The 26637-nt window shown below is 43.0% G+C and carries 21 protein-coding genes and 2 pseudogenes; 12 read left to right on the top strand and 11 right to left on the bottom strand.

What is annotated here, in order from left to right; all coding sequences use genetic code 11:
• A pseudogene (locus L3N51_RS11350) lies at positions 1-247 on the bottom strand (DUF3782 domain-containing protein); the annotation flags it as partial.
• Between the two features lie 578 nt (positions 248-825).
• On the opposite strand from L3N51_RS11350, the gene L3N51_RS11345 reads away from it, so the two are divergent.
• From L3N51_RS11345 to L3N51_RS11330, 4 genes are all read left to right on the top strand, one after another.
• Complete coding sequence (locus tag L3N51_RS11345; protein ID WP_238027332.1) at positions 826-3042, top strand: peptide transporter; 2217 nt, start codon at positions 826-828, stop codon at positions 3040-3042.
• A gap of 175 nt (positions 3043-3217) precedes the next feature.
• Positions 3218-7294, top strand: coding sequence for an S-layer protein SlaA (slaA, locus tag L3N51_RS11340; RefSeq protein WP_238027331.1), 4077 nt, complete (start codon positions 3218-3220; stop codon positions 7292-7294).
• Between the two features lie 35 nt (positions 7295-7329).
• The gene (gene slaB, locus L3N51_RS11335) at positions 7330-8580 is read left to right on the top strand and encodes an S-layer protein SlaB (RefSeq protein WP_238027330.1); all 1251 of its coding nucleotides are present in this window, start codon (positions 7330-7332) and stop codon (positions 8578-8580) included.
• Positions 8581-8960: 380 nt separating this feature from the next.
• Positions 8961-10205, top strand: a complete 1245-nt coding sequence (locus L3N51_RS11330) for a glycosyltransferase (RefSeq protein ID WP_238027329.1) — start codon at positions 8961-8963, stop codon at positions 10203-10205.
• A gap of 257 nt (positions 10206-10462) precedes the next feature.
• Here the strand turns inward: L3N51_RS11330 and L3N51_RS11325 are convergent, their stop codons facing one another.
• On the bottom strand, positions 10463-11500 hold the full coding sequence (locus L3N51_RS11325; protein WP_238027328.1) for a glycosyltransferase family 2 protein: 1038 nt from the start codon (positions 11498-11500) through the stop codon (positions 10463-10465).
• A gap of 152 nt (positions 11501-11652) precedes the next feature.
• Here L3N51_RS11325 and L3N51_RS12620 point away from each other — a divergent pair, with 152 nt between their 5' ends.
• The 5 genes from L3N51_RS12620 (at position 11653) to L3N51_RS11305 (ending at position 16836) form a co-directional block, all read left to right on the top strand.
• A complete protein-coding gene (locus tag L3N51_RS12620; protein ID WP_255776321.1) occupies positions 11653-11784 on the top strand; it encodes a hypothetical protein in 132 nt (43 codons plus the stop codon).
• Positions 11785-12602: 818 nt separating this feature from the next.
• Positions 12603-12875 carry a hypothetical protein gene (locus L3N51_RS11320; RefSeq protein ID WP_238027327.1) on the top strand — a complete coding sequence of 91 codons (273 nt, stop codon included), beginning with the start codon at positions 12603-12605 and terminating at the stop codon, positions 12873-12875.
• A gap of 447 nt (positions 12876-13322) precedes the next feature.
• Positions 13323-14249: a hypothetical protein gene (locus L3N51_RS11315; protein WP_238027326.1), complete on the top strand. Its 927-nt coding sequence runs from the start codon at positions 13323-13325 to the stop codon at positions 14247-14249.
• Between the two features lie 15 nt (positions 14250-14264).
• Positions 14265-16148 carry a hypothetical protein gene (locus tag L3N51_RS11310; protein ID WP_238027325.1) on the top strand — a complete coding sequence of 628 codons (1884 nt, stop codon included), beginning with the start codon at positions 14265-14267 and terminating at the stop codon, positions 16146-16148.
• A gap of 295 nt (positions 16149-16443) precedes the next feature.
• A complete protein-coding gene (locus L3N51_RS11305) occupies positions 16444-16836 on the top strand; it encodes a hypothetical protein (RefSeq protein ID WP_238027324.1) in 393 nt (130 codons plus the stop codon).
• A gap of 106 nt (positions 16837-16942) precedes the next feature.
• On the opposite strand, the gene L3N51_RS11300 is transcribed toward L3N51_RS11305, so the two are convergent.
• Positions 16943-17173 (bottom strand): hypothetical protein, encoded by a 231-nt coding sequence (locus L3N51_RS11300; RefSeq protein WP_238027323.1) that lies wholly within the window; start codon positions 17171-17173, stop codon positions 16943-16945.
• Between the two features lie 175 nt (positions 17174-17348).
• On the opposite strand from L3N51_RS11300, the gene L3N51_RS11295 reads away from it, so the two are divergent.
• Positions 17349-18512 (top strand): hypothetical protein, encoded by a 1164-nt coding sequence (locus L3N51_RS11295; RefSeq protein WP_238027322.1) that lies wholly within the window; start codon positions 17349-17351, stop codon positions 18510-18512.
• A gap of 237 nt (positions 18513-18749) precedes the next feature.
• Here L3N51_RS11295 and L3N51_RS11290 read toward each other — a convergent pair whose 3' ends face one another.
• The 3 genes from L3N51_RS11290 to L3N51_RS11280 form a co-directional block, all read right to left on the bottom strand.
• On the bottom strand, positions 18750-19796 hold the full coding sequence (locus L3N51_RS11290) for a glycosyltransferase family 4 protein (protein ID WP_238027321.1): 1047 nt from the start codon (positions 19794-19796) through the stop codon (positions 18750-18752).
• A gap of 141 nt (positions 19797-19937) precedes the next feature.
• On the bottom strand, positions 19938-20573 hold the full coding sequence (locus L3N51_RS11285) for a hypothetical protein (RefSeq protein ID WP_238027320.1): 636 nt from the start codon (positions 20571-20573) through the stop codon (positions 19938-19940).
• A gap of 927 nt (positions 20574-21500) precedes the next feature.
• Positions 21501-21668 carry a hypothetical protein gene (locus tag L3N51_RS11280; protein WP_238027319.1) on the bottom strand — a complete coding sequence of 56 codons (168 nt, stop codon included), beginning with the start codon at positions 21666-21668 and terminating at the stop codon, positions 21501-21503.
• Positions 21669-21701: 33 nt separating this feature from the next.
• Here L3N51_RS11280 and L3N51_RS11275 point away from each other — a divergent pair, with 33 nt between their 5' ends.
• Positions 21702-21881 carry a hypothetical protein gene (locus L3N51_RS11275; RefSeq protein WP_238027318.1) on the top strand — a complete coding sequence of 60 codons (180 nt, stop codon included), beginning with the start codon at positions 21702-21704 and terminating at the stop codon, positions 21879-21881.
• Here L3N51_RS11275 and L3N51_RS11270 read toward each other — a convergent pair.
• The 5 genes from L3N51_RS11270 to L3N51_RS11255 all read right to left on the bottom strand — a co-directional run bounded on the left by L3N51_RS11270 (position 21858) and on the right by L3N51_RS11255 (position 25647).
• Positions 21858-23045 carry an HD domain-containing protein gene (locus L3N51_RS11270; protein WP_238027317.1) on the bottom strand — a complete coding sequence of 396 codons (1188 nt, stop codon included), beginning with the start codon at positions 23043-23045 and terminating at the stop codon, positions 21858-21860. The two genes, L3N51_RS11275 and L3N51_RS11270, sit on opposite strands and share 24 nt — an antisense overlap.
• Positions 23033-23155, bottom strand: a complete 123-nt coding sequence (locus L3N51_RS12615; RefSeq protein ID WP_255776317.1) for a hypothetical protein — start codon at positions 23153-23155, stop codon at positions 23033-23035. The genes L3N51_RS11270 and L3N51_RS12615 overlap by 13 nt, the downstream gene beginning before the upstream one ends.
• Positions 23156-23879: 724 nt before the next feature.
• Positions 23880-24296 carry a type II toxin-antitoxin system VapC family toxin gene (locus tag L3N51_RS11265; protein WP_238027316.1) on the bottom strand — a complete coding sequence of 139 codons (417 nt, stop codon included), beginning with the start codon at positions 24294-24296 and terminating at the stop codon, positions 23880-23882.
• Entirely contained in the window at positions 24293-25012 is a 720-nt protein-coding gene (locus L3N51_RS11260; RefSeq protein WP_238027315.1) for a hypothetical protein, read from the bottom strand. The genes L3N51_RS11265 and L3N51_RS11260 overlap by 4 nt, the downstream gene beginning before the upstream one ends.
• Positions 25012-25647, bottom strand: coding sequence for a hypothetical protein (locus tag L3N51_RS11255; RefSeq protein ID WP_238027314.1), 636 nt, complete (start codon positions 25645-25647; stop codon positions 25012-25014). Before L3N51_RS11255 ends, L3N51_RS11260 begins: the two co-directional genes overlap by 1 nt.
• Before the next feature lie 591 nt (positions 25648-26238).
• Here L3N51_RS11255 and L3N51_RS11250 point away from each other — a divergent pair.
• Positions 26239-26637 (top strand): annotated as a pseudogene (locus L3N51_RS11250) (IS6 family transposase); the annotation flags it as partial.

The raw sequence follows: 26637 nt of genomic DNA, 5'->3' as shown, positions 1-26637 counted from the left end.
TCTGCGCCTCAGCCAACTCCATCATCTTCTCCTCCAACTTGGACATCCTCTCCTCCGACTTCCTCTGCGCCTCCTCCAGATCCTTGACCATCTCCTTAAGCTCCTTGATTGACTGAACCAGTTCCCTTATCTCCTCCCTGGTGTCAGTCACGTCAGTCCTGGCGGAGGATATTCCCAGCAACTCCTCCACCTCCTTACGGAAATTCTTATCCTCCTTCAACAGCTTCAGGAACTCTTCCTTTAACATGTGATTAAAATACGATTTCGAGGGTTTTAAACCTAGGATTTCTTGATTATGAAGGACTCCAGTCTGTTCGCGTGAAATTTTGTGACTCGTTCAGAAACCTGGCAGAAGGTTGAAGGGAGGTGAGGGTGTGGAGAGCGCGTGGATCAGTCGAGTGCGTCTTGTTGCGAGGTGGAGCACCTGTGAAAGGACCTCTTGTCCAGTTTTTATCAAGCGATGTGTTCCAGTATATTAACCAAGTTTAGTGCTTTACGGATTTTAACGTAGTGAGATATTCTTCAAGAAAATCCATACCAAAACGAAAATCGCTCATAGATGAGCGATGTCATTGATCTTAAAGATAAAATTTAACTGGAAGATCCTTGGACAGATCTGAAAAACTTTTAGGTAAAATGGACTTGAAGGGATTTTCAGGAAAGTACTACAAGTTTTCTGAACTGAATATCCCCTAAACGTCTCCAGCCCCGCGAGGAGGTCCCCATCAAGGGCCTAGTTGGGTTCAATGCATATCACCTAGTAGGTAGGGCCAACATTCACCAATCTGGATTAAGCTTAATTATATCCCATTCGCTATTCCCGTAATGGCTCTCAAGGAAGTTTCCAACGTTCTCAGGAAGACAACCCTTGTGGACATGATCGTGGTGCTGGGTATCTCCATCATCTCCATTGCCATTCGCGGACTTAGCGCCACCTATCCCCTTTCAATAAACGGCTTTGATTCCTGGTACCTCTTCTACAATGCAGTGCTGATTGCCCAGGCCCACGGGAACTGGTACGCCGTACCCCCTGACGTCCACGCCTGGTTCCCATCAGGCTACTTCATCGAGCTTGGTGACACCATAGGCCTCCCCTTCATTTCCGCGCTTCTAGCCCTCCCCTTCTACTCCTCCTTTGGGGTTAACTCAGTTTACACCGTTGTCCTCTTTCTGGATATGGCCCTGGCGGGGCTCGGGGTTGTGGCCACCTACCTCGCCGTGGACGGACTCACCAAGAGCAGGGTAGGCGCAATAGTGGGGGCCCTGGTCATTGCGGTATCCCCAGCCTTAACATACAAGAACCTGGTGGGAGGACTCCCCAAGACCTCCTGGGGAGGGGTGTTTGTGCTCTTCTCCATTTACCTGTTGAACCTCGCCATAGAGAGGAAGAAACCGTGGTATGGTGCACTTGCGTCTATACCCCTGTTCCTAGCTGAGATATCATGGGGAGGTTACACCTACATTGACATCAGCCTTCTCGCTGCCGCTTTCCTGGTTATTCTTCTCAATAGAAATAACGACGTTACTGTCAAGTCGTTCACCCTGATGGGTGTGCTGACCGCGTTCCTGACGTCCTTTGCTCCCAACAACATTGGATTTTTGTCAGGGGCAGCTCACGGTTTATCCCTCCTTCTGGTCTCTCTCCTCCTATTCGTGGAGCTTTACCTTAGGAAGATCTTGCCCAAGGAGAGCTCGCTGACCAGGTCGCTGTTGCTGACGTCCTTCCTGGTCCTGATTTTCGTGCTGGCCATAGGCGGTCTCTCAGCTCTCAGGGCTACCCCAATTCCCTCCAGATATTACGCCATCGTGGATCCCTTCTACCAGTTCACAGTACCCATTGACAGGACGGTGGCGGAGTACATACCGCAGTCCTTGACAGCCATGCTTACTGACTTCGGAGTTGCCATATTCCTGTCCATCGTGGGCATGTATTACTTCCTGAGGGAGGGGAACCTTGCGGGTATATGGCTCCTCGTGCTGGGCGTGGCGAGCATTTACGGAACGTCAGAGCAGCCCTATCTCTTCAACTACACCGTGTACATGGTTGCGCCCCTGGCAGGTGCCGGTGTATATTTCGTGGTGAACAAGCTGAGGGAGGCCAGGGTGAGGGTTGCGCCCATCCTCCTGCTGGCTGTGGTGGGCATATCTCTTGTGGCCGACGCAGGTTCCGCTATCATGGCCAGCAACACACCCAACGCCATAATAACGTCCGCGTCTCCCTACCCAGTGCCCAACTACGCCTGGATTAACACGCTGGACTGGCTCAGGACACAGACCTCACCCCACGCCTTCGTTCTGAGCTGGTGGGACTACGGTTACTGGATTGAGGTTGTGGGTAATAAGACCGTGATTGATGAGAACAACACCCTGAACGATACCCAGATCAGGTTGATGGCGGAGATCTTCCTGAATAACGAGACCTTCGCTGCCCAGGTTCTGGAGAGGGACTTCCACGTTTATCCCTACGGAAACCCCAACTACACTATTCCCACGTATATTGTGGCATACGACGCGGTCACAATTTACAGGGGTCAGGAGGCGTTCCTTGGTTACCCCACTAACCTGGGAGGACAATTCCTGGGTTACACCTCCAGTCTCGGTGATATAGGGAAGGCCATGGGAGCCATGACCGTGATCGCTGGCTATCCTGTGAATGATTACGTGAACATCACGCTTTTGAACCAGACTGAGACGCAGATCGCCAGCGAATTCTCATCAGATCCCACACTTGCTCAGGAACTTGTTGGGCTGGTGAGCAATTCCTTCCCATTTGCGTGGACACATCGCGCATATCAGTCGTTGATCGTGAACATGTTCGTAGAGGGATTGCAGAGCCAGGGATATACCGTGATTGCCCCATTCAGCACGAAAATTACAGCCTCAGGGGTTAGCCTAGGTACTCCCCTGCCCCAGGTTAGGATGGAGTATTTCCAACCAGTGCAGATATCCATGGATCCTCTCTACGGAAATGGTGAGTACCAGGTCTATATCATGGTGGTAGTGTATCAGTTCGTTCAACCTGGGTATGTGGCACCCAATTAATCTGTATTTCCCTGTTTCTTGACTTTCTCAAACTTTCTGGGTCTAGTCCAGTTTGTGTTACATCGAGGGCTCCTTAAACAGCAATTTTACTAACCCCTTTCCATTTTGTTGTATACAACAGTAGTCAATCGCTTTTTATATTATTACGCCTTATCCGACTTTCAGTGAAATTAGTATGAATAAAAGTGCGATAAGATATCTATCGCTCCTCCTGGTTTTCTTAATGGGAGGTTCCTTCCTAGCTGGTATAACGACATTTGGACAAACAAGTTCAACAGCCGGTGGCGTTACCATAGCAGTGAGCAATGATTGGGTAGGCCAAGATCAGGTGGTCTTAGTTGCTGTTTACAATCCTAACGTTCCTCAAAATGCGCAGGGTGCTTCCTACGTAGCGGGTAATATCACAATTACTGCAGGAGGTGTCACAGTACCTCTAATCAGCATTGAGACATCAAATGCTTCTGTGGTGTATTACTTAGATAACGGAGAACATTACTTCTGGTTCTTCATTACCATGACTCCAGTCAGTGCGCATTATAACTCCATGTCTGAAACGTTAACGATAAATGGCACACCAAATACCGAGGTAAACTTAACTAACCCCTCTCTTGGCTTTACCACAAAATATCAATACATTGAGACTGACACACAAGAGGGTGTATTTCAATTCCAACTACCTCCAACCTTCCCCAATGAACTAGTTGGAGAAAAGGGTCAAACTGTATATGGTAATGATTATGTAAATATTACTGATTTATACTACTTCAGCAGCGACAAGACAATTACAATCTCATATAGCACAGGTGCCTCCGTGACAATCAACAATTACCTGGCCGACTCCAGTAGTTACTCAGCAACACTCCAGAGTACGGAATCCACCGTCCCCCTCAACTCCACTTGGCCAGTGTATTTTGTGGACAACATCATGCAGGCTGATCCGCTAGTTGGAGGAAATGGAGGATTCACGATAACGGCCAATAATCAACAAGTATCTCCTGTCATTCAGAATGTATCCTACTTAGGGATCGAGAATGGAGTCTATGTGAACACGACTGTCTTCACTGATAACCCAGTTTCTAATGCGTTGGCAATGTTTGGTTACGGAAATGTCTATAACGGAAACTTCACCATGTACACCAGTTCCGTAGTCACCAATAAGGCGTACGCGACACTACTGTCTGGGCATAACTATTATACTCCTGCGAATGTAAGCTTCGATCAATATAAAGAGTTAATTGAATCGGGCTTATTCACCACAAACACTCCAATAACCATATACCTCTCTGACTGGATTGGGAACAACGCCTCAGTTTCCATAACCGGGACAATCAAGGAGACTACTCCTCAGCCCATCACCCTTTCTGTACTTAAGGGAGAGAATCTGACCGTTGACGCTTTCGACAATATATCCAACTATAGCGTTAACGAGAATATCAAAGTATATGTGGCCCTTAGGAGTATTACAGGATCTGCTTATAAGACTGCTGTGGTCACTCTCCCTGAGACCTATGCAGGCTCTGGCGTATTTAGTTTACCGACAGTCTTAAAAATTGGTTCGTCCCCAAGTATTGCTAGCACATCTTCTCAAGTTACGATAACTCTACCGCCTTACGATTTCAGTAACACTTCGCTATTGATAACGGCTACTAACGATATAGGCGCGTCTTTCTACTATCTTGGCAGCGAGGTGGTTAAGAATATCTCCACTCCCGGTACCATATCTGTTGGAACTCCATCGCTCGTTCCCATCCCCAACGTTGTCTCCGTAGCTAACGTAACTCCAGTAATAGAGTTAGCGTATAACGAGCCTAATCTTGCCTTTGGGACTCCAACTACGTTGACGGTTAGCGATGGTCAAATAACATATAACGGTGTGCAAGTGGCAACTGATAGTGTAACCGCAGTTCTGCCCAACGGTATGAAAACAACTGGGAATCTTAATAGCTTGAGTATATCCAGATTAACATCAGCCAACGGCAATGGAACATTCTTCATTGTTGTGCCAAGCACTCTTATAAAGAGCTTCTTAGGGATGAATTACATACCCTCAGGAACTCAATTAACGTTTAAGATATATGATGAATTTGCAGCTCAAACTTTAACTGTAACTTACAAGTTTACGACTGTGGCTCCGGCCATTGCGATTGAGACCCCGACCTCTACATCATTTGCCTCGGCGGAAACCGCATATCTACCACCCTTACCTTATAATATTGTCCCAGAGAAGCATTACATATTAATCAATGTCACAGATACTCTATATGCGCAAAGTGTTCCATCATCTGCTCTTCAGGCTACACTTAACGTGATTGTTGAAAATGCTGCAGGACAGAAAGTAGGCAATGTGGTAACAACCGTAGTTTCCGAAACTGCAGCCGATAGCGGGCTATTTACCGGTAAGGTGTACTATGCTGTATATCATAACAGTAGTGGATACTATCTAAATGTTAATGGTGTAAATGTTACTAAGCTAACAAATGTGGTTAACGGTGGCCTTATCGTATTCGAATACACATCTCCATCGTCTCAATCAACCGTTAATGCCACAGCTTTACTTAAGCCATCTCCCTTCACCCTAAGCGTTAGTCAGACGTCTGCTAATCCTGGCCAATACGTTAATGTCTCCGTTAATAGCCCTGGACTGGTTGAGGCAAATAACATGAAGTACACTGGATCCCTAACAATTTACGCACAATTTGCATACTGGGCTGGACCTGGTAGTCAACCCAACATTACTGTGTCTCCAGTAACCCTTAAGGAAGTATCACCTGGATCTCCAGTATTCGGAGGAACCATAGTGTTAGGTAATTCTAGCGTAGTCTCGTCTGGCAACCTTACCTCCATAATTACCACTCCTGGCGAAACAGTTGCTCCTGGATCCGTTGTCCTTGTAAATGCTAACGCCACCATAGGCCCAACCAGTACCTCCAGTTCCATTACTCCATACTACCAGCAGCAGTCCATATCCATAAATGTTGAAAGCGTAAATGTGAGCATACTGAACCCATCCCCAGCGTCTCCCTTCGCCACTCTGGAGATTGAGCTTCAGTCTCCACTGTTTAACCTGCTGACTCATCCAGCTGCAGGGAACTATACAACAGCGGGAGCTAGTGCTGGAATATTAGAGGGCATAATCTCGACAATCACAACTCAGCAATCCCAACAGCTAGTTACCTCGACTCAGCTCGTAACATCTTCGAAGACTTCCTTCTACTACAATAATACCATATGGGTCATAAAGACACCCATGACCTTATGGAATGGTACACCAGGAAGCTATGGAATACCCATAGCGGTTAATCTGACTGATCTACTTACGGTCACTCATAACGTATACGCAATCCATATAGTTGAAGTGCCCAATGTAAATACTGGTACTGTGTCTCTAGTATCCGCCTATGCTGTTCCAAGCGTATCCAGTCAAGTAGCTCAGTTGCAAATTAATGGTCTGGTACCTCCTGTCATCTCGGTGTTCTTCAACGGCAATAACATAACTCAGTCACCAAGCGGCGCCATTCCATTCCCCAACACAACTGCAGGTGAACTGGTCAACATTACCGTATATGCACCGGATGCTGTGAATAACCCCAACATTCCTGGCGCAGGAACAACATTTAATGTTACTATCATAAACACCGCAAATGGTGAAACTACCACACTAACGTTAACCCAGATGACCAAGATAGTGAGCGGTGTGGCGATCTCAACTCCGTACTACACAGGATTGTTGAAGGTTGTTGAACCCACTGTATACACTCCAGGAACTCCGGGCGAAATATCGGCTTCTTCGGGAGTAGTTAACAAGGTCTTAGTTAACATGAATTTGGTTGAGGGAAGCTACTACAATACCCAGGGATTATTGCAACAGTTGAGGATGAAGGCCAGCTCCTACTTCTATGTAGGAGTCATAAAGTTGAGCGTGCTAGTATCTCACTTTACGATACTGAGTAATGGTACTCCCGTGACCAGCATGCAAGTAGGGAAGTCCTACAGCCTGTTGTTCAACGTAACTAACAACGGTAATGTGAATGAGACCATATACGGTACTGTGGAAGTTCTACTTAACAATACTCCGGTACAACCCGAGACCATTGCACAGATTAGTCTTGCACCAGGACAGAGCACTCAGCTGGGTATACTGTTCACACCCACAATGCCGGGTAACTACACTATAACCTTCATACCGTTCCAGAATAACCTGTTAAGCATACCCTACAACCCAGGACTGACCGAGGTTGTCACGGCAAGTTAATTTTTTTCCTTGTTTATAGTAAAGGGTGATTAATCATGAAGTATAATCTTCTTCCCTTGATTCTTTTATCCTTTCTGGTAGTTCCATTGTTATCTATGGGATCAGCGCCTGCAATAACAGTAACTACTCAGCCAGTATATCATCCTGGGCAGACAGTATTTATCTCTGGTGTGACTTCTCCTAACACTCAGGTGGGTGTCACCATATATAATCCTCAGGGAAAGGCAGTTTACTCTAACGTAACGACCAGCGGATCTAACGGTGATTATTCGCTGAAGGCCTTCACATTCCCCACACAGCAGAGCTCAACATTTCCGTTTGGAACCTACACTGTCCAGGTTGGAACAACTACAGGATTCACCAACTCCACAACTTTCCAGTTCCTACCCTTGACTGCTACTGTTAACGTGTTAGTGGTTAACTCACAGGGTGTTCCAGTTCAGGGCGTCACAGTTACTGCGGATAGTGTAACTGCCACAACTAACGCCTCAGGACAGGCGGTCTTGAACTTGCCTACAGGAACCTATACCTTAAAGGTAGTTCCTCCATCTCCTTACTCCGCTACCAGTGAGAACATTACTGTGACAGCACCCAACACCTACTCATTCAAGATAACAGTGCAGGTTCAGGAGCTAGCCTTGCAGGTTGTTAGCGCCACTTCGCCTAACGTGAACCTCAAGGATCTCACAAGCGGAACCGGCATAACCATGACTGGAGGTACCACACTAACCTTAATGAGTACGGTGACATTCGCGGGCCAGCCCGTCAGCACTGCCACTGTAACTGCCATGTACAATGGCACGATGTACAATGCAACCTACATGAACGGTTACTACGTGATTACCATCTCGGTTCCCAATGTTCAGTATGAGACTGATCTGGTAATTCAGGCCACCTATTCCGGAATGCAGTCCAACACTGTCACTCTGCCCTTGACAGTGAACGTTAACGAGCAGGCTCTAATTGCAAGTCTCAACTCCACCATTCAATCCCTAGAGTCTCAGTTAAGCTCCCTGAGCAATACCGTGTCAAGCCTAAGCAGTTCAGTGTCAAGTCTAAGCGGCACAGTCTCAAGCTTAAGTCACACCGTATCTACGTTAAATGGAACGGTGGCAAGTCTTCAGGGTTCCGTCTCCACTCTATCCAGCGAATACAATACGCTCAACAGCAGAGTTAATGCACTTTCGGGTCTATCTGGAACTGTAGATATTGCACTGGCTGTGAGCATTATAGCAATTATTATCTCGATTGTGGTTCTAATACTTGTCTTTAGAAAGATAAGCTAACCTTTTTTTAAACCACTTTTCCTCTATATGATGTTTAGGTTCAATTTTGTTTATGTTTGTTGATGTTAAGCCCTTTTTGGATTATATGATAAATATATTTATTGAGATCTAATAGCTAATCAAGATTTTTATCTTGAAAAAGTTCTTATTGATTAATCTTTATTCATTATTTGGTTGTAGGAGTTGTAGGCGATGTTAAGACACATGATCTCTTGAATGTAATCACAGATAGAAGATGTGATAATGTTTTATAACTTAATGTATGTTAAATATTGTGAAATCTCTAATCGATCCTGCTATGATTAAGTTTTCCTAACGCTTATTCACTCAATAGGGTTTACCAGATTTAGTTTAATATTTTGTTGTATAGATCTCATTCCATGAAACTTGGTGTTATTACATTTTCCCTTACTAACATAAGTGAAGGAGGAGCTGAGCGTCATATTAGGGAATTCATAAAAAGAGCTAGGAGCGAATTTGAAATTTATCTCTTTCCTACACTAAACACGTATCTTCAAATACATAATGATGAAGATCGAAGCCGTTTGATAAACAAAGTTAAAGAGTTAGAAAAGGAGGGCATCATGTTAACCTCACAATTTCAATACCTTGTCGATAGAACTATTACTAGTAGAGAATATCTTTGGAATTTCCTTGATTTTAGGTTGTTAAAGGAAATAAGCAAACTCTACAGCGCCGAGCTGATGATGATGGATTATCTCTTTGCGCCGAACTTCGTGTCACCCGATGTAGCTGTTATGGCAAAGTTGACTGGTAAAAAATATGGAATTCTAATCAATGGATATATTGCTCCTCTCCATATGGGTCCCCTTTCATACTCAAGATATAAGTCCAGAATAGGCCAGGAGGGTTTTGTTAGATCTCTCCCAAAAAACATTCTTATTTCTAATTACTGGGAGAAGGCTATAAAAATAATGAGAGCCAATCCACCAGACTTTGTAGCGGGAGTAAACAAAGTAGCAATAGAGGGAGTAGTAGGTAGTTTACCCACAAATCATATAATATTAGATCCAGGATTTGCAATCGAGCAGACGGTAACAAAGTATCGGAGAGAGAAGAAGGACGATTACGCACTATTCGTCTCGGCTAGGTTGGAGCCAAGCAAAGGAATATTTGATCTTGTAAAGATAATGAGGAGACTGAGAGACAATAGGATCAATCTAAAGATTATGGGTAGGTTCAAATCTGATTTTAACAAGTTTAATAATCTTGCCAAAAAATATGGGGTTCTAGATAAAATAGAATATTTAGGATTCCTTGAGGGAGAGGAGAAATACAAGATTATTAGCTCAGCCAAAGTTATGGTTTATCCATCTCATGACGATACTAATGCGCTGGTGATATTGGAATCTCTAGCCGTAAATACCCCAGTAATAGCATATGCCATACCCGGTATAAGATACGCCTATGACGGTGTTCCAGGAGTTACCTTGGTTAGGGAATTTGACTACGAAGCTATGGCTAATGAGTTACGCAGAGCAATGAGTGCTAAGGGTCTGGTGGGCAATAGCAAGCTAGAAAAATTCATTTTACATCATAGTTCATGGGAAAGAGTTACAGAGCAGGAAATCAACCTTATACTCAGACATTGTTGTGGTCATTAATTTCGATTCTATCGGGAAAATGTAATGCATAGGGCCGTCTAAAATGAAGCTTAAGTCTGAGTACATTTAATGCTTGAACCGAAAAATAACTTTACATCTCTAGCCGAATTATACAAGAAATCCTTTTACCATAACATCGCTGATAATATCACCAAATATCTATAGAGAACCGATGAATCCATAACATTATCTAAGGTATCATATTTCATTAACAGCTAGGCAGATTAAACCTTAGGAGGAATTATTATTCAGTTATTTTATGCCTCCAGTAAAGATAAATATCCCTTTTTATGACGTTCGAAACTTTTCTTGATAAACTGTTCACGTATTGGCCAAGGCATCTTAGAAATAAAGGGATAGAATTTATTATACCAATGTTTTAAGGGGTAGTCTTGAAATCCAATTACCCATCTGATCATATCCATTAGTCCAAGCTTGCATCTTTCATCGATTTTATCTTTGTTAAATATATTATAGTATATCTTATGGAAAATAGATGCTCCCATAATAAAATTTGCCAAATCAGTATCCTTTAACATCTGATTATAATTAAGATAATCTACACAAAAGTGAAATGAGTACATTCTTTTATGTTGAATGAAATTTTCCAGATTAGCTATATTTTTACTGAGAGATGTCAGGGACATTCTAAAGTCTCCTAAGTTTTTTTCACTATAATACATATTATATTTAGATTTATAGGATGCAAATATATAGAATGAGTCTGGAGAGAAGTTTACCTGACGTAGGAAGTTCACATTATCGAGCAATATATCTCTCAGGATACTAACCGTTGAAGACGTGTATCTGGCTTTTGATCCTTGCTGCCATGCCTTGAAAAACTTTTCTTTCCTATCAGGAAGGCCCTTATTAATATACACACTTTTGTATCCAATATTGGATAAGGGATTATGATCTCCTTTTTCATTTATAATATGTAATGGATGAGACATAAATCCAAGGCTTTTATCTTGAGAAAAAGTTTCCAGGACTATTTCCAGTTTGTCTGCGTGGAAAAGATCATCATCCTCAAGTAGGGAAATAATATTACCCTTTGCCTTCATAACTCCATCGACTATTTTTGGGCCAATTGGTTTCTCCCAGTTCTCGATGAAAGTTATTCTTTCTTTATTCAAGAATTCTAGTATTTCCTTATTTTGTAACTTTCCAACCACTATAATTTCATATTTGTCATTATCAATCGTTTGGTTCAATACGCTGTTTAACGCATCCTTTAAGAATTTATCCCTCTCATATACAGTAATGATGACAGAAATAACAGGTAAGTTATTCACAAACAGGATTTTAATCTAAAGTTATTAAGCCTGGCGTTGGGTGAGATATCTTAAATAGTGCACGCGATTATTATAGTTAGGGTTTTCTTGAAATCGACGTGAAACTCTTCCCAGTTAAAAATCTTTTGGGATGCTAATACAAATTTTGAATAATGAACTTGGAGAGACGGCTGAGGAGGTTGAAGGAGGCGTCAATGTACGAGAGGGATCTGTGGTACGCGATGTTCAAGGAACTGAAGATCAGGGCTGACGTGTTAAGGAAGCTCTTAGTTGCCATGCTGTAGCAGGTGAGCCTGAAGGGCAGGTTGGAGCTCACGGGGCTCACGAGAGACTGTCCGGAGTACATAAAATTCGGCTTATTTGACAATAGTACATAATATTAATCAGTCATATCAATATATTAATCAGTCATATCAATCTCACACCTTAGAAAAGGATTAAATAATTTTACACAATTTATATCTAAGAGTAAATCTTAATACGTCATTAACACTTCACCCTGACCCTTCGCGTCCTGGGACGTCAGGGGAACTGCACTGCCCGCAGGTGAGGAGGAGTCCTCCTCTGGATGGAGAGGAAGTGGACCATGTTGTACGTGATGGCTATCACGTAGACGAAGGCCTCGTTCCTGGCCTTGCTCTCGCGTAGGGTCTCCGGTGTGCCTCTAAGTATCGAGAGACTGTCCGGACTGAGAAAAATTCAACGAGAAGCCATTGAGTTTCTAGGTTTTTCGCGGAATTAGAGCAAAGCTTTAGTTTAAGGTGCCAGGAATAACGTAAAGTCACTGGGGCCTTCCATGGAATTAAGGTGACTACTTAATTCAACTTATTTATCTATACTTTTCTATCGAAATAAGCCGAATTTTGTGCGTTCCGGATACTCTCTCGAAGCGCTCCACGTAGGGACAAAGATATTTCCGGAGACCGCGGGGGTGTAGGAAAATACCGTGTTCCTTGAAACTCCCTGTTCACATGCTTAAGCCCCTTCTTGGACAGCCTCTTACGTCTGGGAAGTTGGCGAACTCAACCTCAAGATGGACGTATATCTTCTACCGGGAACGGACATCACCACGTAGTGGTTGGATAACTTGGGTGTTCATGGTATGATATCCGTTCTCCCCACTCAAATATTACTCCATAATTCTACAAAAATTCTATCATCTCCAGATAATTTCTCATTGAATTTTTCTCAATCCGGACACTCTCCGAGGGTATTTTTTCTCTACCGACTGTCCATATCCCCTGAGGAGATAATCACGACATGGGAGAACAGATGGGACACGGAGGTCATGATAAGGGAGGTTAAGGCTCTGGGACTGGAGAACGGATCGTTCAAGACGTGGAGGAGGAACATAGGGTACGTCAAGCTGATTTAGATCACGCTGAACTTCCTCCTGAGTTTGAGGTGTAGCCTAGGCGTGAGCCTTAGCGTCGTGAGGCCCACTCGCCTGCTTAAAACCCTTTACCTGTAGGCGGGTGATGTCAAGAAACTGTTCAGTGTGATGTGAGTTCTGAAAATTACTATCATGATGTATAGACTTACATGTTAGGATAGAGTGGAACTTAATTATAGGGATATTTGAAGGAAATTGTATGATCTGAACAATCCGATATTGTTCTAAAACGTCCAGTTAACGAAGGTGCCAAGATTGCTTAGTTACCACTGGTCTCAGTAGTCCTCGGAGCTATATGTACTAATGAAGAACATCAAATTATAACACGTTCTAAGATGCTCTGTATATAAGTGTACAAGGTGATATCAATACGATAATGTTCTTTATTCTTATCAAAGAACATAAAAGGAGGCTCTTTCATAAACTGCTATGGATAAAGCACTAAGCTATCTCATCGCTATTATTCTAGATATTGCCATAGGTTCTGCACCTTTCCTGGGTCTTTCATTTTATCAAATTATAGCAATAATATTGCTTGGCACCGCAATATACTCATTTTTGATAAGTGACCTTTCAATCTTCATTCCAATCTCGCTCGTTCCCTTCACGTTGATTTCCCACTCTTATTCATTTCTACTCGTCTCGTCAGTTTCTACAGTTCTTTCCTACTACTTAAAGGAGAAAGCAACAGCGTTTCTTCTAACCCTTGGAGTTTTCCTGGTCACATTTGACCTAGAGGCCGTTTACCAGCTTCTGGCCTTCCTAATCTTGGTGGCAGTCCTGATCTACCTTAAAGTTGATCTTCTAGGAATTGTGGCCAATGGAATCTTTCTTCTCATAATATCAGCAGTAATTGCAGCTAACCAAGGCCTCAACTCCTCACTCGTGAACATTTTCTCTGATGGAGCTTATTATTCCCTGGCCTTTGGAGTTCTAGGAATAGTATTCCAAGACATTAGATTGCCTAGGAAAGTTCCTAGAGTTCCCCTCCTTTACCTTCCTTATGCTCTTATAACATTGGGATTTGGCATCCCATTTAAGTATTACTGGTGGAACCCAAGCTCCTTCCTGTTCAAGGCCGATCCACTCTCTCTTTGGGTTCCAATTACCTATTTCCCTCAGGTTAACCAGATACTGGGTTCATGGCCACTAGCACACTTGTTGATCCATTTACCAATAGGTGTCGATCTTTATATTGCGTTACTCACCTACCTCTCAGGGATTGGCAGTTACCTCATGTTTAAGAAACAAGGGATTAGGCAGGCATCACTTTTTTCCCTAGTGTATCAACTTCTCTCTCCCTTTCCTCATCCCTATCTACTCCTTGGATATGCCATCCTTCCGTTTACAGCTTAGCTCATGAGTATAAACATGAGGAGTGCTGTGAAATACCCAGCAGTAATGCTAATGAGTGTTATCGGCTCATCTTTCTTCCTGTTCCCTGTATCCGCGATTCTAATAGGAGCTTTTCTAAAAAGGAAAGATCTGCCCTGGATCGGAGTAGCTATGGTGGGCGCCAACGCATTCTGGATAATCCCTTACATCATATTAGGCGCCCCAGCCAGTGGAGAAATACCCTCCTATCTCTCCTTGGCTCTACTGCTTCCAATCCTTGTCATGACAGTTAAGGTAGAGGATAGGGTTAAGGTACTGATCTCTCTGGGTTCCATTGCTTACCTGGTATCAGGACTTCCTTACTCAGAACTAGCTTATCCCGTGGCAATAGCCTCCACACTCATTGTAATAAGTGGAGTAGGGATAAAGAGGATCCTAGCAGGAGTTGTAATTACCCTCCTTCTTATAACTTCAGTTCTTCAATTCGCAAATTATCATGGCGTCTCTATTCCATCGAACGTGCAGGAGATAGATAAGAAAGTTGATAACGCTACTTTAATGTGGTGGAACTACTCTTACCCTCTCCTATCGCCCGTTCCAATAAATACTACTCAGATAATTTCACAGGCAATACAATATATAGTTAATAACCAGGGAAATGTTATTCCCAATCCTAATTACACGGGATTTCCAGCCTCGTTTAAGGTTATTTTTCCTAGAAACTTGACCAGGGTCAATGGCACATGGATCTCGGAGACTTACGCTCAATATACCTTAAACTCCTCGTTTTTCCACATAGATTATAAATCGCCAAATATCACAGTTAACACGTCTTATGGAATTGTCATTAAGAGTTTGTTGGGGGAGCAGTTTGTAGCATGGAAGATTCCTGAAGCTGAGAACAGGTCCACACTACTGGTGGGCTTAACCGGTAGCTGGATCTCGTACTCAGGGGAACCTATGTTATTCCTAGGGTATAACGTATCCAATTACAGCTCGTTAGCCCCTATAAACTTCACAGCTCTCACATTGTGGCTTACTAAAGCTGGGCAAATCTTCCTATACTCTAACCATGGCTTACGAATTCTCCCGCGTGCTTGTCCAATTCCCACCTCGGGTTCGTTCAACATTAACTTCTATTTCATTGATCAAGGAAACTTCACAATACTTGCTGGAGAGCAGATAAACGGTAAATTTCATTCCCTTTATATAAATACTACCCTTCCCTGGTATGAAGTGAATGCAGTGGGGCTTATTCTTCCAATAGGGGATGAACTGAACCTAACTCAAATACAGTTTCCACAATTCGTCCCCACCAACGTCACGCAGAATTGGATATCTTGGGACTCACCTGTACCATTTAAGATTAGCTTTTATCCCAATAAGCCCCTAAATGGAACCATCTATCTAGCCTCAAAGAGGCCGGTATTCATGGAAGTTAATGGTATCCCCGCTAGCAACGGGAGTACGTTCCTTAATGCGAGCAACATTACGCTTATTTCCGGTCCAGGGTTTGTAAATGTTACATCCATATATTTTATTCATAATGGTACGAGAGAATATATTGTAGGGACCTATCCCATTAATTTAACATACCTAGTGAAGATAAACCCTCTGTTAGGTGGAGAGAAAATAGTAGTACAGTCTCATATTAGTTTAAATATGACCGTGATTCCTTTGGGTTTGGTTTATAAACTAGATGGTATTCCACTTAACGTCTCCGACACTGCTGTGCTAAGGCCTGGGACTCACGTCCTTGAGATACTCTATCCTGGACAGGCATATCTCATTATAGGACTTTATTTCACATTCCTATCGTTTGTGATTGCTATGTTATCTGAAATACTAAAGAATAGCTTAACACAAATCAGGACCTTTATCAATAAAATCCTTTATAAAGTCGAAAAAAACGAAGGGTAGCAAAAGCGTGCATTATTTCATATAATTATTCTATTCCAAAATGACTCCCATGCTTTAGATTATTAACTAGAACATTCATTGCACGACTGAGTATCAACTAGAAATGTGTTTCTTTTGAATTTATATAGATTTATTGTTTGGTTCTGTACTGCTCACTTATAAAATGAACTTTCGTATAATCTCGTCATGTTGGTATATTTTAAGTTTCAAGGAATTCAATGCGAAGTCACGAAGCCATAAAACAAATTTATGCAAGTATGGCAACACTATGAACTTTCGCTCTTTACCTAGTTTCATGAGAAAAAATTTAGGTCCCAACAACCCAGTTAAGCCGATGAAATTTAGACTAACTATCGATGTCATGACATTATTAGATTCAGCAATTATTTCTGCCTCTGTGTTTATTGTTTTCCATGAGTTACTACTAAATGGATATGTGGGGTACTTCGACTTCAGTACCGTTCCATCATTCGTACCCCTTTACCCATTGCTTTCACTTTCTGGAATTTCGCTAGGTCCACCGATTTTTTCAATAAATTTAAACCCTGGCCTTGCTCTGGCACAATCAATACTAGTATTACTCTTTGGACATTTAGGAATAAACGTCTTCTATTTCCTTTATTTACTTCTGTACGCGTTTGGAATTAGACTCTTGTGGCTACTTTTACAAGAAATAGAGCTCTTATAGTAACTGGAACCCTTATTGGACTATTTAATCCCGGCACACTTTCAGTTATAATTGGCTCTCCCACTACACTTTATGTGGCTCCCATTCCTTGGTTTTTAGCTTACTACTACAGATACAGAATAAAAGGTGAGGGTAAACTCATATATTCCCTTATTCCCCTAACCTTTTTAGGTGTATATGGCCCCTCTATACCTTCACTGATTCTCTCAATCCTGTCAGTGGAAATTTTTAGGGTAATCTCAAGGCCTAGATCAGGAAGTAGTTTCTCACGATCCAAGAGGTCCGTATTGAAGGGTTTCCTGACGCCGTCCATTGTCTTGATCTTTTTCTCACTCATTCATGTAAACTCAATTTACTTGGTCTTGACACACGGGAGTGCATATTATGCCTTCTCCTATATTGCAACAAGGGTAGCAGAGTCAAAACCAAACTTTAACATGTTAGAAATCTTGGGCACTCAAGTTGCCCCTAATTATTTCACGCAAATATATCCAAATAGTGAATTAATTTCATTGTCTCTAGTAATTATAGCCGCATTGGGGTTACTCTATCTTGTTAAAAGGAAGATCTATTTCCCATTAATTTTTGCCATTTTGTTGTTCGCCTTAGTTAGTTATAATCAAGATTACTTAGGCCTATATTCACTTATTCATAGTACGGTCTTTAGTGGCGTGGACCCCTACGAATATAACCCCATGGCCAGTATTCTTGTTTCCATGATTATAGCCAATCTGAGCAGAAATTCCCTAAGTAGAATTCTCTGGACTTCCTCTCTACTTCTTGTCATGATAACCATTTCTCTGGGCTATTCTATCTTCGCGTCGATATGGCATCCCATAAACCTTCCCCAGGGAATGGTGGAGGCTTATAGGGAGCTATACAATGGATCTGAGGGGGAGACAGTTTTCATTTTTCCGCCTTCACTAAGGCTGTATACCCCTGAATATAAGCCACTAGGGAACATCCCCATAAGACCTCCTCCTCAGTTTTTCTGGAATCCAGGAGGATCTCTAGTGGTAGATCAGGTTCCAGCCACAGGGAGTAATCCTTATACCTCTCTTTACGTGGCGACCGACCTTTATAATACATCCGAAATATTACGACTATCACAGGAGTTGGGAATAGTTAAATTCCTTATTGAGAACCCCACTGCGTTTTTTGGGTCAGCCATTTACTATTCAACTCCAGGAAATTATTCTCAAAGTATCCTTCTTGCCTTGGACGGATATATCTTTTATGTGCCTAATTCAGAGAACCTGAGTAATGTTACCATTCAATATCGGTATAATTATCTTTCCGTAGTGAAGTTGAATATTTCTCCAGATTATAAGGTGAAGCCACTTTGGTATGGAATAGAGATAATACCACTTAAAAACGAAACAAGGATAATAACTCCCGTGGGTTACGGCACTGGATCCTTTTCTACTTACGAGACCATGAATTATTATGGTCAGGTTGAGGTATCTTCAATTCGTGCTCTAAAACCCTTTGTTATTACCTCATCCTATGTAGTGGTAAACTGGCTCAGTAATATTGCTATAATTAGCTCATGGATTTATTTTTTGATTCCCTTGCTGCAATCACTAAAACGCACATTAGCCAAAGGTTATACTTCTTCATTGTTTAAAGCGAGTTTTCTTTCTAGACGGAAGCTCGTTGAGAACGTTTTTAGCTAGTAATGTCTAGCCATACGTTCAATGGTCAAAAGGTCATTCCGTTAGCGGATTTCCATTAATTTCTTCAGGTTCATAATTATCCTTATCAAAATGTTCAATTTCTCAGGTAGACTTAGGATTACGGCCCCAAGAGACCTGAGGCCTTCAACATAGGGTTTCACTAATAAAGTGCGGTTCATATCTAAACCTTCCTTTAACTCCTAAGAAGTTACAAACTTTGATTGTAAGTGCAATCAATTATCTAATCACTTCGTCTATTATATTCCACAGTTTCTCCTTAAAATTCCTCCTATCAAAGCTTAAGGCCTTATCTTTCAGCTCTCTTCTAGTTGATGCTGGAGTATTAAGACCCTTTTTTACAAGCTCCGATGCTTCTTCAAGGTTGTTATAACTGAACTCGGGCACTATTTCGAAACCGCCACTCTCCCTTGGCACTATGGGGACCAATCCAGCTGCCATGGCCTCCACTATGGGTATTCCAAAGTGTTCTCCCAAGGTCGGATGGAAGTAGACTGAGGCCTTCCCCATGAGTTCTATAAGAGAGTTCCTGGGCAAGTTAGGGAGGAATTGGACATCTGCCTTGAGTTCCCTGCTCAATCTGACAAGCTTTTTCATGTAACTATCGCTTTCCATGGAGCCCACTATGACTCCCCTAACTCCACTCATGGAGGATAGGCGCACGGCAAGATCTAGCCTCTTTCCAGGTTCAAATCTTCCAATGGTCACAAAGAACGGCTCTCCCTCCTCATGGTAGGCCCTAAGGAAATCCGTAACGTCCACTGGAGGATACACCACCGTGGATTCAACTCCATATATCTCCCTTATTGCCTTGGAAGAATAAGCCGAGTTTGCTATGAATACCGACCTCCTAGCTTCCTCCCTGAACCTTTTCAAAAGACCCCGTAGAGGTAGGAGATAAGCCCTCCATATCCAAGAGGTGTTGTACTTGGAGGGAACAGAGGAAAACTCTGGCGCAACACCGTAGATTATGTGTGTCGCTATATCTGAAAGCGGTACAGGGATTGCAGTTATGTTCAGGAAGAAATCGGGTTTGGTCCTCCTGGCAGAGATGCAAGTGAGAACCCTCTGATACTTATCGAACAGCCTAAGTTTAAATGGAACAGCTGAAATATGGGGCAGCCCAAGGTCGTCCAGCGGAGGTGAGAAGGTGGCCAGCGTGGTTTCTACCCCTCTCTCTCGAAGCAGTTCAGCTGACGCCCTGACCACATTTCCCTCACCGCTCACCGACTTTGTTACCCTATGAATCACTATCGTGGACTTCATTCTTGTAACAGGACGAAGGTTTAGGAAAATTTTAAGCTTACCCGGGGGAAGACTAAAGTCAGCAGGTTCGCGTCTCAACGAAGTTAAAAGACTTGAGAGCAATCTAAACGATTAGATAGGTCATGCTGATGTGATCTGAAACTAATTTTCAATTTTATCAAGAACTCTGTTAATAAAGCCTCTTATCGTGATTAGACCCTCCTTGACCTTCTCGGATATCAGGGCTATGGCGAAGGAAAGGGAAGTTAGATAAAGCCCTAGTAAAAGGAATACCTCACCGGGATATATGATCTCCACCACATGTCTACCGGGTGTTAATTTCGCAATTGGTCCCTTGAAGGGAAGACCATCAAGTTTATACCCCAACCCATTTAGAGGTATCACGGTCATGTTCAGATCAACTGGGGAAGACACCACAAGTTCCTCCCCACCCAATATCTGTTTCACCTCCACATGATAGGATGTATTTATTGGCAGAGTTCCTATCACGTACGAGCTTACATGATCGTGAATCAGGTAGAGCGCAGTTACGTTGACTGGCCCAGGCCCTGAGATAAGGGTAATGTTATTCACCTTTGAGAATGTTGTACCATTCTTGGCAGGAACCCCGTTAACCTCCAGTGAGAGAGGGGCAGTGGACCTGAAGTAAACGGTTCCATTTAAGATGGAGCTGGGGAAGAATGTGATCTGAAAGGGTCTAGATGAGTTCCATGATATCCAGTTCTGGGTAATATTGGTGGGTACAAAAGACGAAACCTGAATCTGAGTTACGTTCATCTCATTTCTCAGGGGAAGGATGAGACCGACTGCGCTAATATCGTTCCAGGGAAGAGTAGTGTTGATATGGAGGACATGAAAAATTCCGTTTATCTTCTAATAAGACTTCTTCTGAGTAAAAATTTTTTCCAAAGTATATCAAATGAAATTATAAACACCTCTTATGACGCAATAAAAAGTAACTTTGATTCGAAAAATAGTTCCAATTTACAAGACTTTATCACCGATGTTATAATCAAGATAGGTTCCGTTTTCGAGATAGTTACCCTTCCTTCCCGTGGGCCAATAAAGGAAATGACTATAATAACAGAGGGAATCCATAGAATGTTAAGTTCTTCGAAGAAGACTCCAAGTCAAAATGGTTATTTTTCCTGGAACTATACGCATTGTTACGAGAAAAAAGATATGATAGAATCATCTTTCTAACCAATGATACTGATTATGAGAGAATGCATAGACATGTATTGCAATATACAAATGATATTAGAAGTGGAAAACGTGATCCTAAAGGATTCTTGATAAGCGACGCCGCGAAGGTTATGGAGATGTTAAATAACCTTGAAATTACCAATTTAATTAATTTTTCTTTAGATATAGAACGATACAGTAACGGATAAGGTGCTCATTTAGCAGTGAACCATACTGGGCAGTATCCTCTAGGCGGGTTGTCATCTAATGGAGTGAAGTCTTTACAGCACTGTTCACGCTATCTTTTTACACAGTTTTGGGAATAGGAAATTTAAGGAGGTCCTTATAAAAGTTCAATATTTACCGCTACAATGTTATCCCTTAATGATGATTTGTTACCATCTCACGATCATTTCTCAAAAGGTAATAAGCCCTTCCACGCGATCTTGCTCTTTCTCTAAATCGGAAAGGAGGAATACTTTCTGCCGACACTCCCTCCTTGCCCTGTAGAGAATCCTCTTATATCACATCTACCCTCAATGTGAATCCCATGATATCCCTCACCGATGTAAGAGCGTCAAAGTACTTCAACTGCTTCAAGGAACGTCTCCCGCTGGACGATCTCACGTTACACTCCCTGGCCTTCATACTAACCTCTAAGGATGAGGATGACTTGACGGTATTCAAGTATACAGAGGAGGAGTTGTCCTGGATAAAGAGGTGGGAAACTACAGGGGAGACATATGCGTCAAATACTTGGAGGTGGTGTCCAGGTACAGCCCCAGGACAATAGTGGAGGCTGGAAAGAAGCTATGGAGATTCTACAGCGGTTACAGTGTGGAGTTCAGCGAGGAAGAGAAGAAACTTCTCAATGATCTAGGAATTTCGAAACTCCAATGAAATGTTATACTTTTTGAAGAGAGTCTCAATCTTCTCCCTGGTCCCCGCGTCGTAAACTCCCACACAGACCTTGTACCTCTTGGATGGAAGATTCACATCCCTGGAGTCCTCCAGTGGTAACCTGGCATGTTCATCCCATTCAATCAAGATGTTCTGGGTCTTCATCTCTATCTCATTGGCCCCAATAACCGCCAGTACCTTCAAGTTCACAAGCTCTGAGTAGATTTCCCCAGCCTCACTATCGTCATTCAAGATCGACTTGAGCCTCTGGGCCACCTCTCCCACCAGCATGGCCCTCGCATATTTCTTCCTCATGTAGATTGCCTCGTAAAATGGTGTGTATTCCTTCTCCTTCTCGCCCCTCTGCTTCTTTAACAGGGTTAGGATGGAGTCGTCCGTGAAATTCAGGAACCGTGAAGACTCAGTAACGTCCTCAGGTTCAATGGCACCGTCAGCAATCAGTTTGGCTATGAGGAAGGCCATTACCCTGTTGAAGATCTCAACAACGCAATGATTGTAGATACTGCTGTACATGTGATACCTTGCGAGGAAGTAGTGTTCCAGATCGTCAATGGACTTCAATTTGAAGAGGTACTTGTACTTTCCATCCCTCTTGGTTATTTCAAAGTCCCATAGCCTGTCCGCAGGAAGCAGGCCATACTTGGTCCCCGAATAGTAGGAATCCCTCTGCAGGTAGTCAAGTCTGTCTATGTCCAGGTCCTTTGAGTTTATGATGAGGCTAGCAAGGCTCGCCAGCTCAGAAGCTTCACCTCCCTGATAAACGTCTTTCATGAGATTAGCCACCTCACTCTCCCCCATTTCTCTCAGAATCTTCATCCCCATGTACTCGTGAAGCTTGGCAGTATGTTTTCCAGTGCCCTCCCCCGTGACCTTTCTGAGTATTTCCCCGTACAATTCCCTGTTTAAAAATTTCAGCACGTCAAAGGAGTACTCAAAGGTGTGAGAAAAAGGGAGATGTCCAATATCGTGATAGAGCGCCAGTTTCCCCACAAGGTTAACTTCCTCTCTCCCTATGTCAACCCTTTCCAGTTTCTCCCTGATTTTCTCGAACTGATAGTAGGTTCCAAGACTGTGTTCGAATCTGCTGTGCCTCATTGAGGGAAACACAAGGTAGGCCATTCCGTTCTGAACTATGTAACGCAATCTCTGAAAGTAGGGGAGGAGATGGGCTTCTCGTCAACGGTTATCAGACCGTAAATGGGATCCCTAATGCGCTTAACTTTGCCTGTCTTTAATGGGGAATCGCTGGACATTGTTAGTTATTCGGTATTTTCATTTTAAAATAATGCTTAACAGGAAAATGAGATGTGTCGAGAGGTCTTTCCTGTGCTGTGAGAACAGATTTATCCGGAGATTCGGAACTCACCTAGTTCTGTGCCGATGAGGCACTGGCGGAGGGTTTAGTTTGGGGGATGGAAAAAGGCTCTCCACGCAAATGCGGTCACGAACCAAACAGCGTCTCATAAATCTCATTTTTGTTTAATTCTTGACTGGAGTTCATAGTGTAGTCATGTTGGCATATTTTAAGTTTCAATGAATTCGATGCGAAGTCACAACGCCATAAAACTAATTTATGCAAGTTTGACGACACTATGACTGGAGTTCATCAATGTCGGTTCCCCACTCCCTCTAGCTCCCATTAGGATCTCCGCTTACCCGTGAGTGAGGAAAAACCCTACTTGAGGTTAAACTTATCCAAGAGGGTCCCCAATAATGTGTGCGAAGGAGCCTCTAACGTTAAATACTCAATAGTGTTTCACGGATTTTAACGCGGTGAGATATTCTTCATGAAAGTTCGTGCCGAAATGAAAATCGTTCATGGATCAACGACGCTACAGACCTTAAAAGGAAAATATAATTGCGAGACTATTGGGACAGAACTGAAAGACTTTTAGATAAAATGAGCTTGAAGGTATTTTCAGGAAAGTACTAACTCAACAACAAACTAGGCCGAAGTGTTCCATCCTGCAATATTCATCATACGAAGTCGCAATCCGCAAAATCTTTCAATCTCTCCCAATCCCTATCAGCCGTGATCACTCTTAACCCGCGCTCTTTGGCCATACTCGCCAGTATGGCATCCCCCACATCAACATCCCTCTCCTTAGAAATTTCAAGGCCCTTGAGAAAGTCATGTATTGAAGGTGAAACGAGCTGGTTCCCTGCCATGGCTACCCTTTCCAGTACAATCCTTGCAGCTTCAATATATCCGTTGGCCCTCTCCTTTTTATTGAGTTTCCTTTGTTCGATAAATTTTTCTCTAATAAATACTAAATATTCAAATAAAGCTACAGTGGAAAATACTGGATTGTAATTTCTTTGAGAGAGAAAAGTAAATATATCCTTACTCTTGTTAATAATGAGATTTGTATCAACGATAACATTGGTACTCAATGAACTGCACCCTGAAGGTATTTAGTTAACAGACCAAGTTGCGCCTCCAGATGTCTTACGAATTCTTCTTTGGAAAACCCGTTACCGCATAAGGGAATCATCTCCCTTTTATTCTCGTCATTAAGGATATTGTACACGAAAATAACGTACTCTACCCTGTTCATATCCTCGCATCTAACGCGGAGTAATATCCCTTCTTCCCTTATCTCCTCCCTGTAGTCTATACCAATTCCTGCAAGCACGTCTTCAACTTGAAAATCCCTCTTTGTGGGAAAAACTATGGCCTTCAGGTCAGAGTCCCTAACGTATCTTAACCATTCCGCAAAGGGCACATAAAACGCTGGCTCTCCCTCCCTGTCCACATCTACTTTCTCCACCGTTAACCTGTAACTCATGACGTAAAAGAACCTTTCAAACAGCAGGTTAGCCAATTCAGTATCCTCCACGATCAGCTTCATGGCCATTTCAGGCAGACTGAGCCAGAAAAGTATAGCCTCCCACAACTTGAGCCCCATTTCCAACCTTTCCCCCTGTGAGAGATCAGGTTCGGGAGACACTGTCCCCTGTACAGGTACAGGCGAAGTTGATACCGGGATAGCTTCCCGCTCCACCTCATATATAGCGGGTAGCGAGGTACCATACTTAGTACCGTAACCTGTGAGCGGAGATGACGTGAAGCAAGAGGCTATCATCTTTGCCATTATCATCTTTGCCATTATTTATCACTCCTCACAAATTCTTCTATCTTACCAAGAATTTCGTTAAATCTTTCAACCTTTTTATCCCTATAGATGACCTGGACCAACGTTTTTGTAGAGTCCAACGGGTAGGGAGAAATCCTGACATCCAGCACATAGTCCAAGGCTCTTAAATCTCCGCCTTCCTTGAAGTCCACAAAGATGTACCCAATCCTGGACTTAAAGGGAACTTCAGCGGTTCTCTTCAATTCGTAATCAATTGTATATTTGGCATTAATCTCAACAGAAAAGGGAATATCCACCACGTTTCCAATCCCATATAATTTAGATATTGCTGAGTTAATTTTATCCAAATCGGTGTTATTTAAGGTAGTTTGGAGTATGGTTTTTTCCTTGTTAGAAAGTCTAGCATTAAAAATTGTAATCAAGAGGCCTTCATAGCTCAGGACGGAATATGAAAGAATGGGTATTGAACTAGGTGATATGGTAGGTAAGGAAAGTTCCACGTTGTCTATCGCAAGAATCTTCATTACCTTATCCTTTGTGAGCACCCTGTCAAACTGCAAGGAAACAATAACACTCTCAAAATTCATGTGGTGATATATGTTGGGAGGCATTTTAAATGGTGCATAAAAATTCCTCATCCTTTTCAAACTGGGATAGGTTTCCTTGAGGGGTATAGTGGTTAGAGTTGGAGCGATAGGCGAGTAGGATGGGTCTCATTGAATTTCGTCTTTGTTCAACTCTCGAGCCCTAAGTTGATTGATGTTGCGGGTTTCCCCACATTGGGATGACCCTCTCAGAACCTAGGCCGGTTTGCTGTGCATTTCACGTTGAAGACTCCTTAAACAGCATGGGGTATCCACAGGATGGGGAAATCGGGCCTCTGAAGGGTGAACTACTCAGCACTCACGGACGGAGCATCCCCACCTCGTGATGGGGCTTCCACCCCTCAACCAGAGTTGAAATTCAAGATTTAATGGACTCAGGAATTACCACGCGTAAAATAATATAATGGACAATATTTACCGAGTGTGTCCATAGTGTCGTCATGTCGGCATATTTTAAGTTTCAAGCGATTAAATGCGAGGTCACGAGGCCATAAAACTAATTTATGCAAGTTTGAGGACACTGGAGTGTGTCCAACAATATTGCTATAATAGACAAAATTTAAGTTGGGCCAGGACGGGTTGATTCTGGGTGGGAGCGTGAAGATCGCGTCTCTACCCGTCCTGACCCAGATAATGTGTTACCTTCTAAGGGTTAATAACCTTGCAAGGTTCCACTCCCTGGAGTTGGTGAGGGCCCTTGCTGGTTACTATCTGGGCCACTCGCTCAGGAGGTTCAAGTTGCCCAGGAGCACTGTTCACTACTACTGGAGGAGATTGTCCAGCGCGAGAGTTGACGTGCCTGTGTCAGGGGAGTACGCCGTGGACGAGACCAAGGTACTCCTGATTAAGGGCGTGGTGTACTACCTGTGGGTCGTGAGGGACCTCAACACGGGCGTTATACCCTTCTTCATGGTCACCGAGGCCAGGTCAGGTCTGGACGTGCTAATCCTGGTAGGGGGAGTGAGGGAGGTTGAGCTGAGGGTGAGGGGCGAGGTGCTCAGGGCCAGATATGTCCACGACGGCCTGCCCGCG

This window comes from Metallosphaera javensis (ex Hofmann et al. 2022), assembly GCF_022064045.1.
Taxonomy (GTDB): domain Archaea; phylum Thermoproteota; class Thermoprotei_A; order Sulfolobales; family Sulfolobaceae; genus Metallosphaera; species Metallosphaera javensis.
Note: the sequence above shows the minus strand (reverse complement) of the source record. Positions and strands in the feature narration are given on the sequence as shown.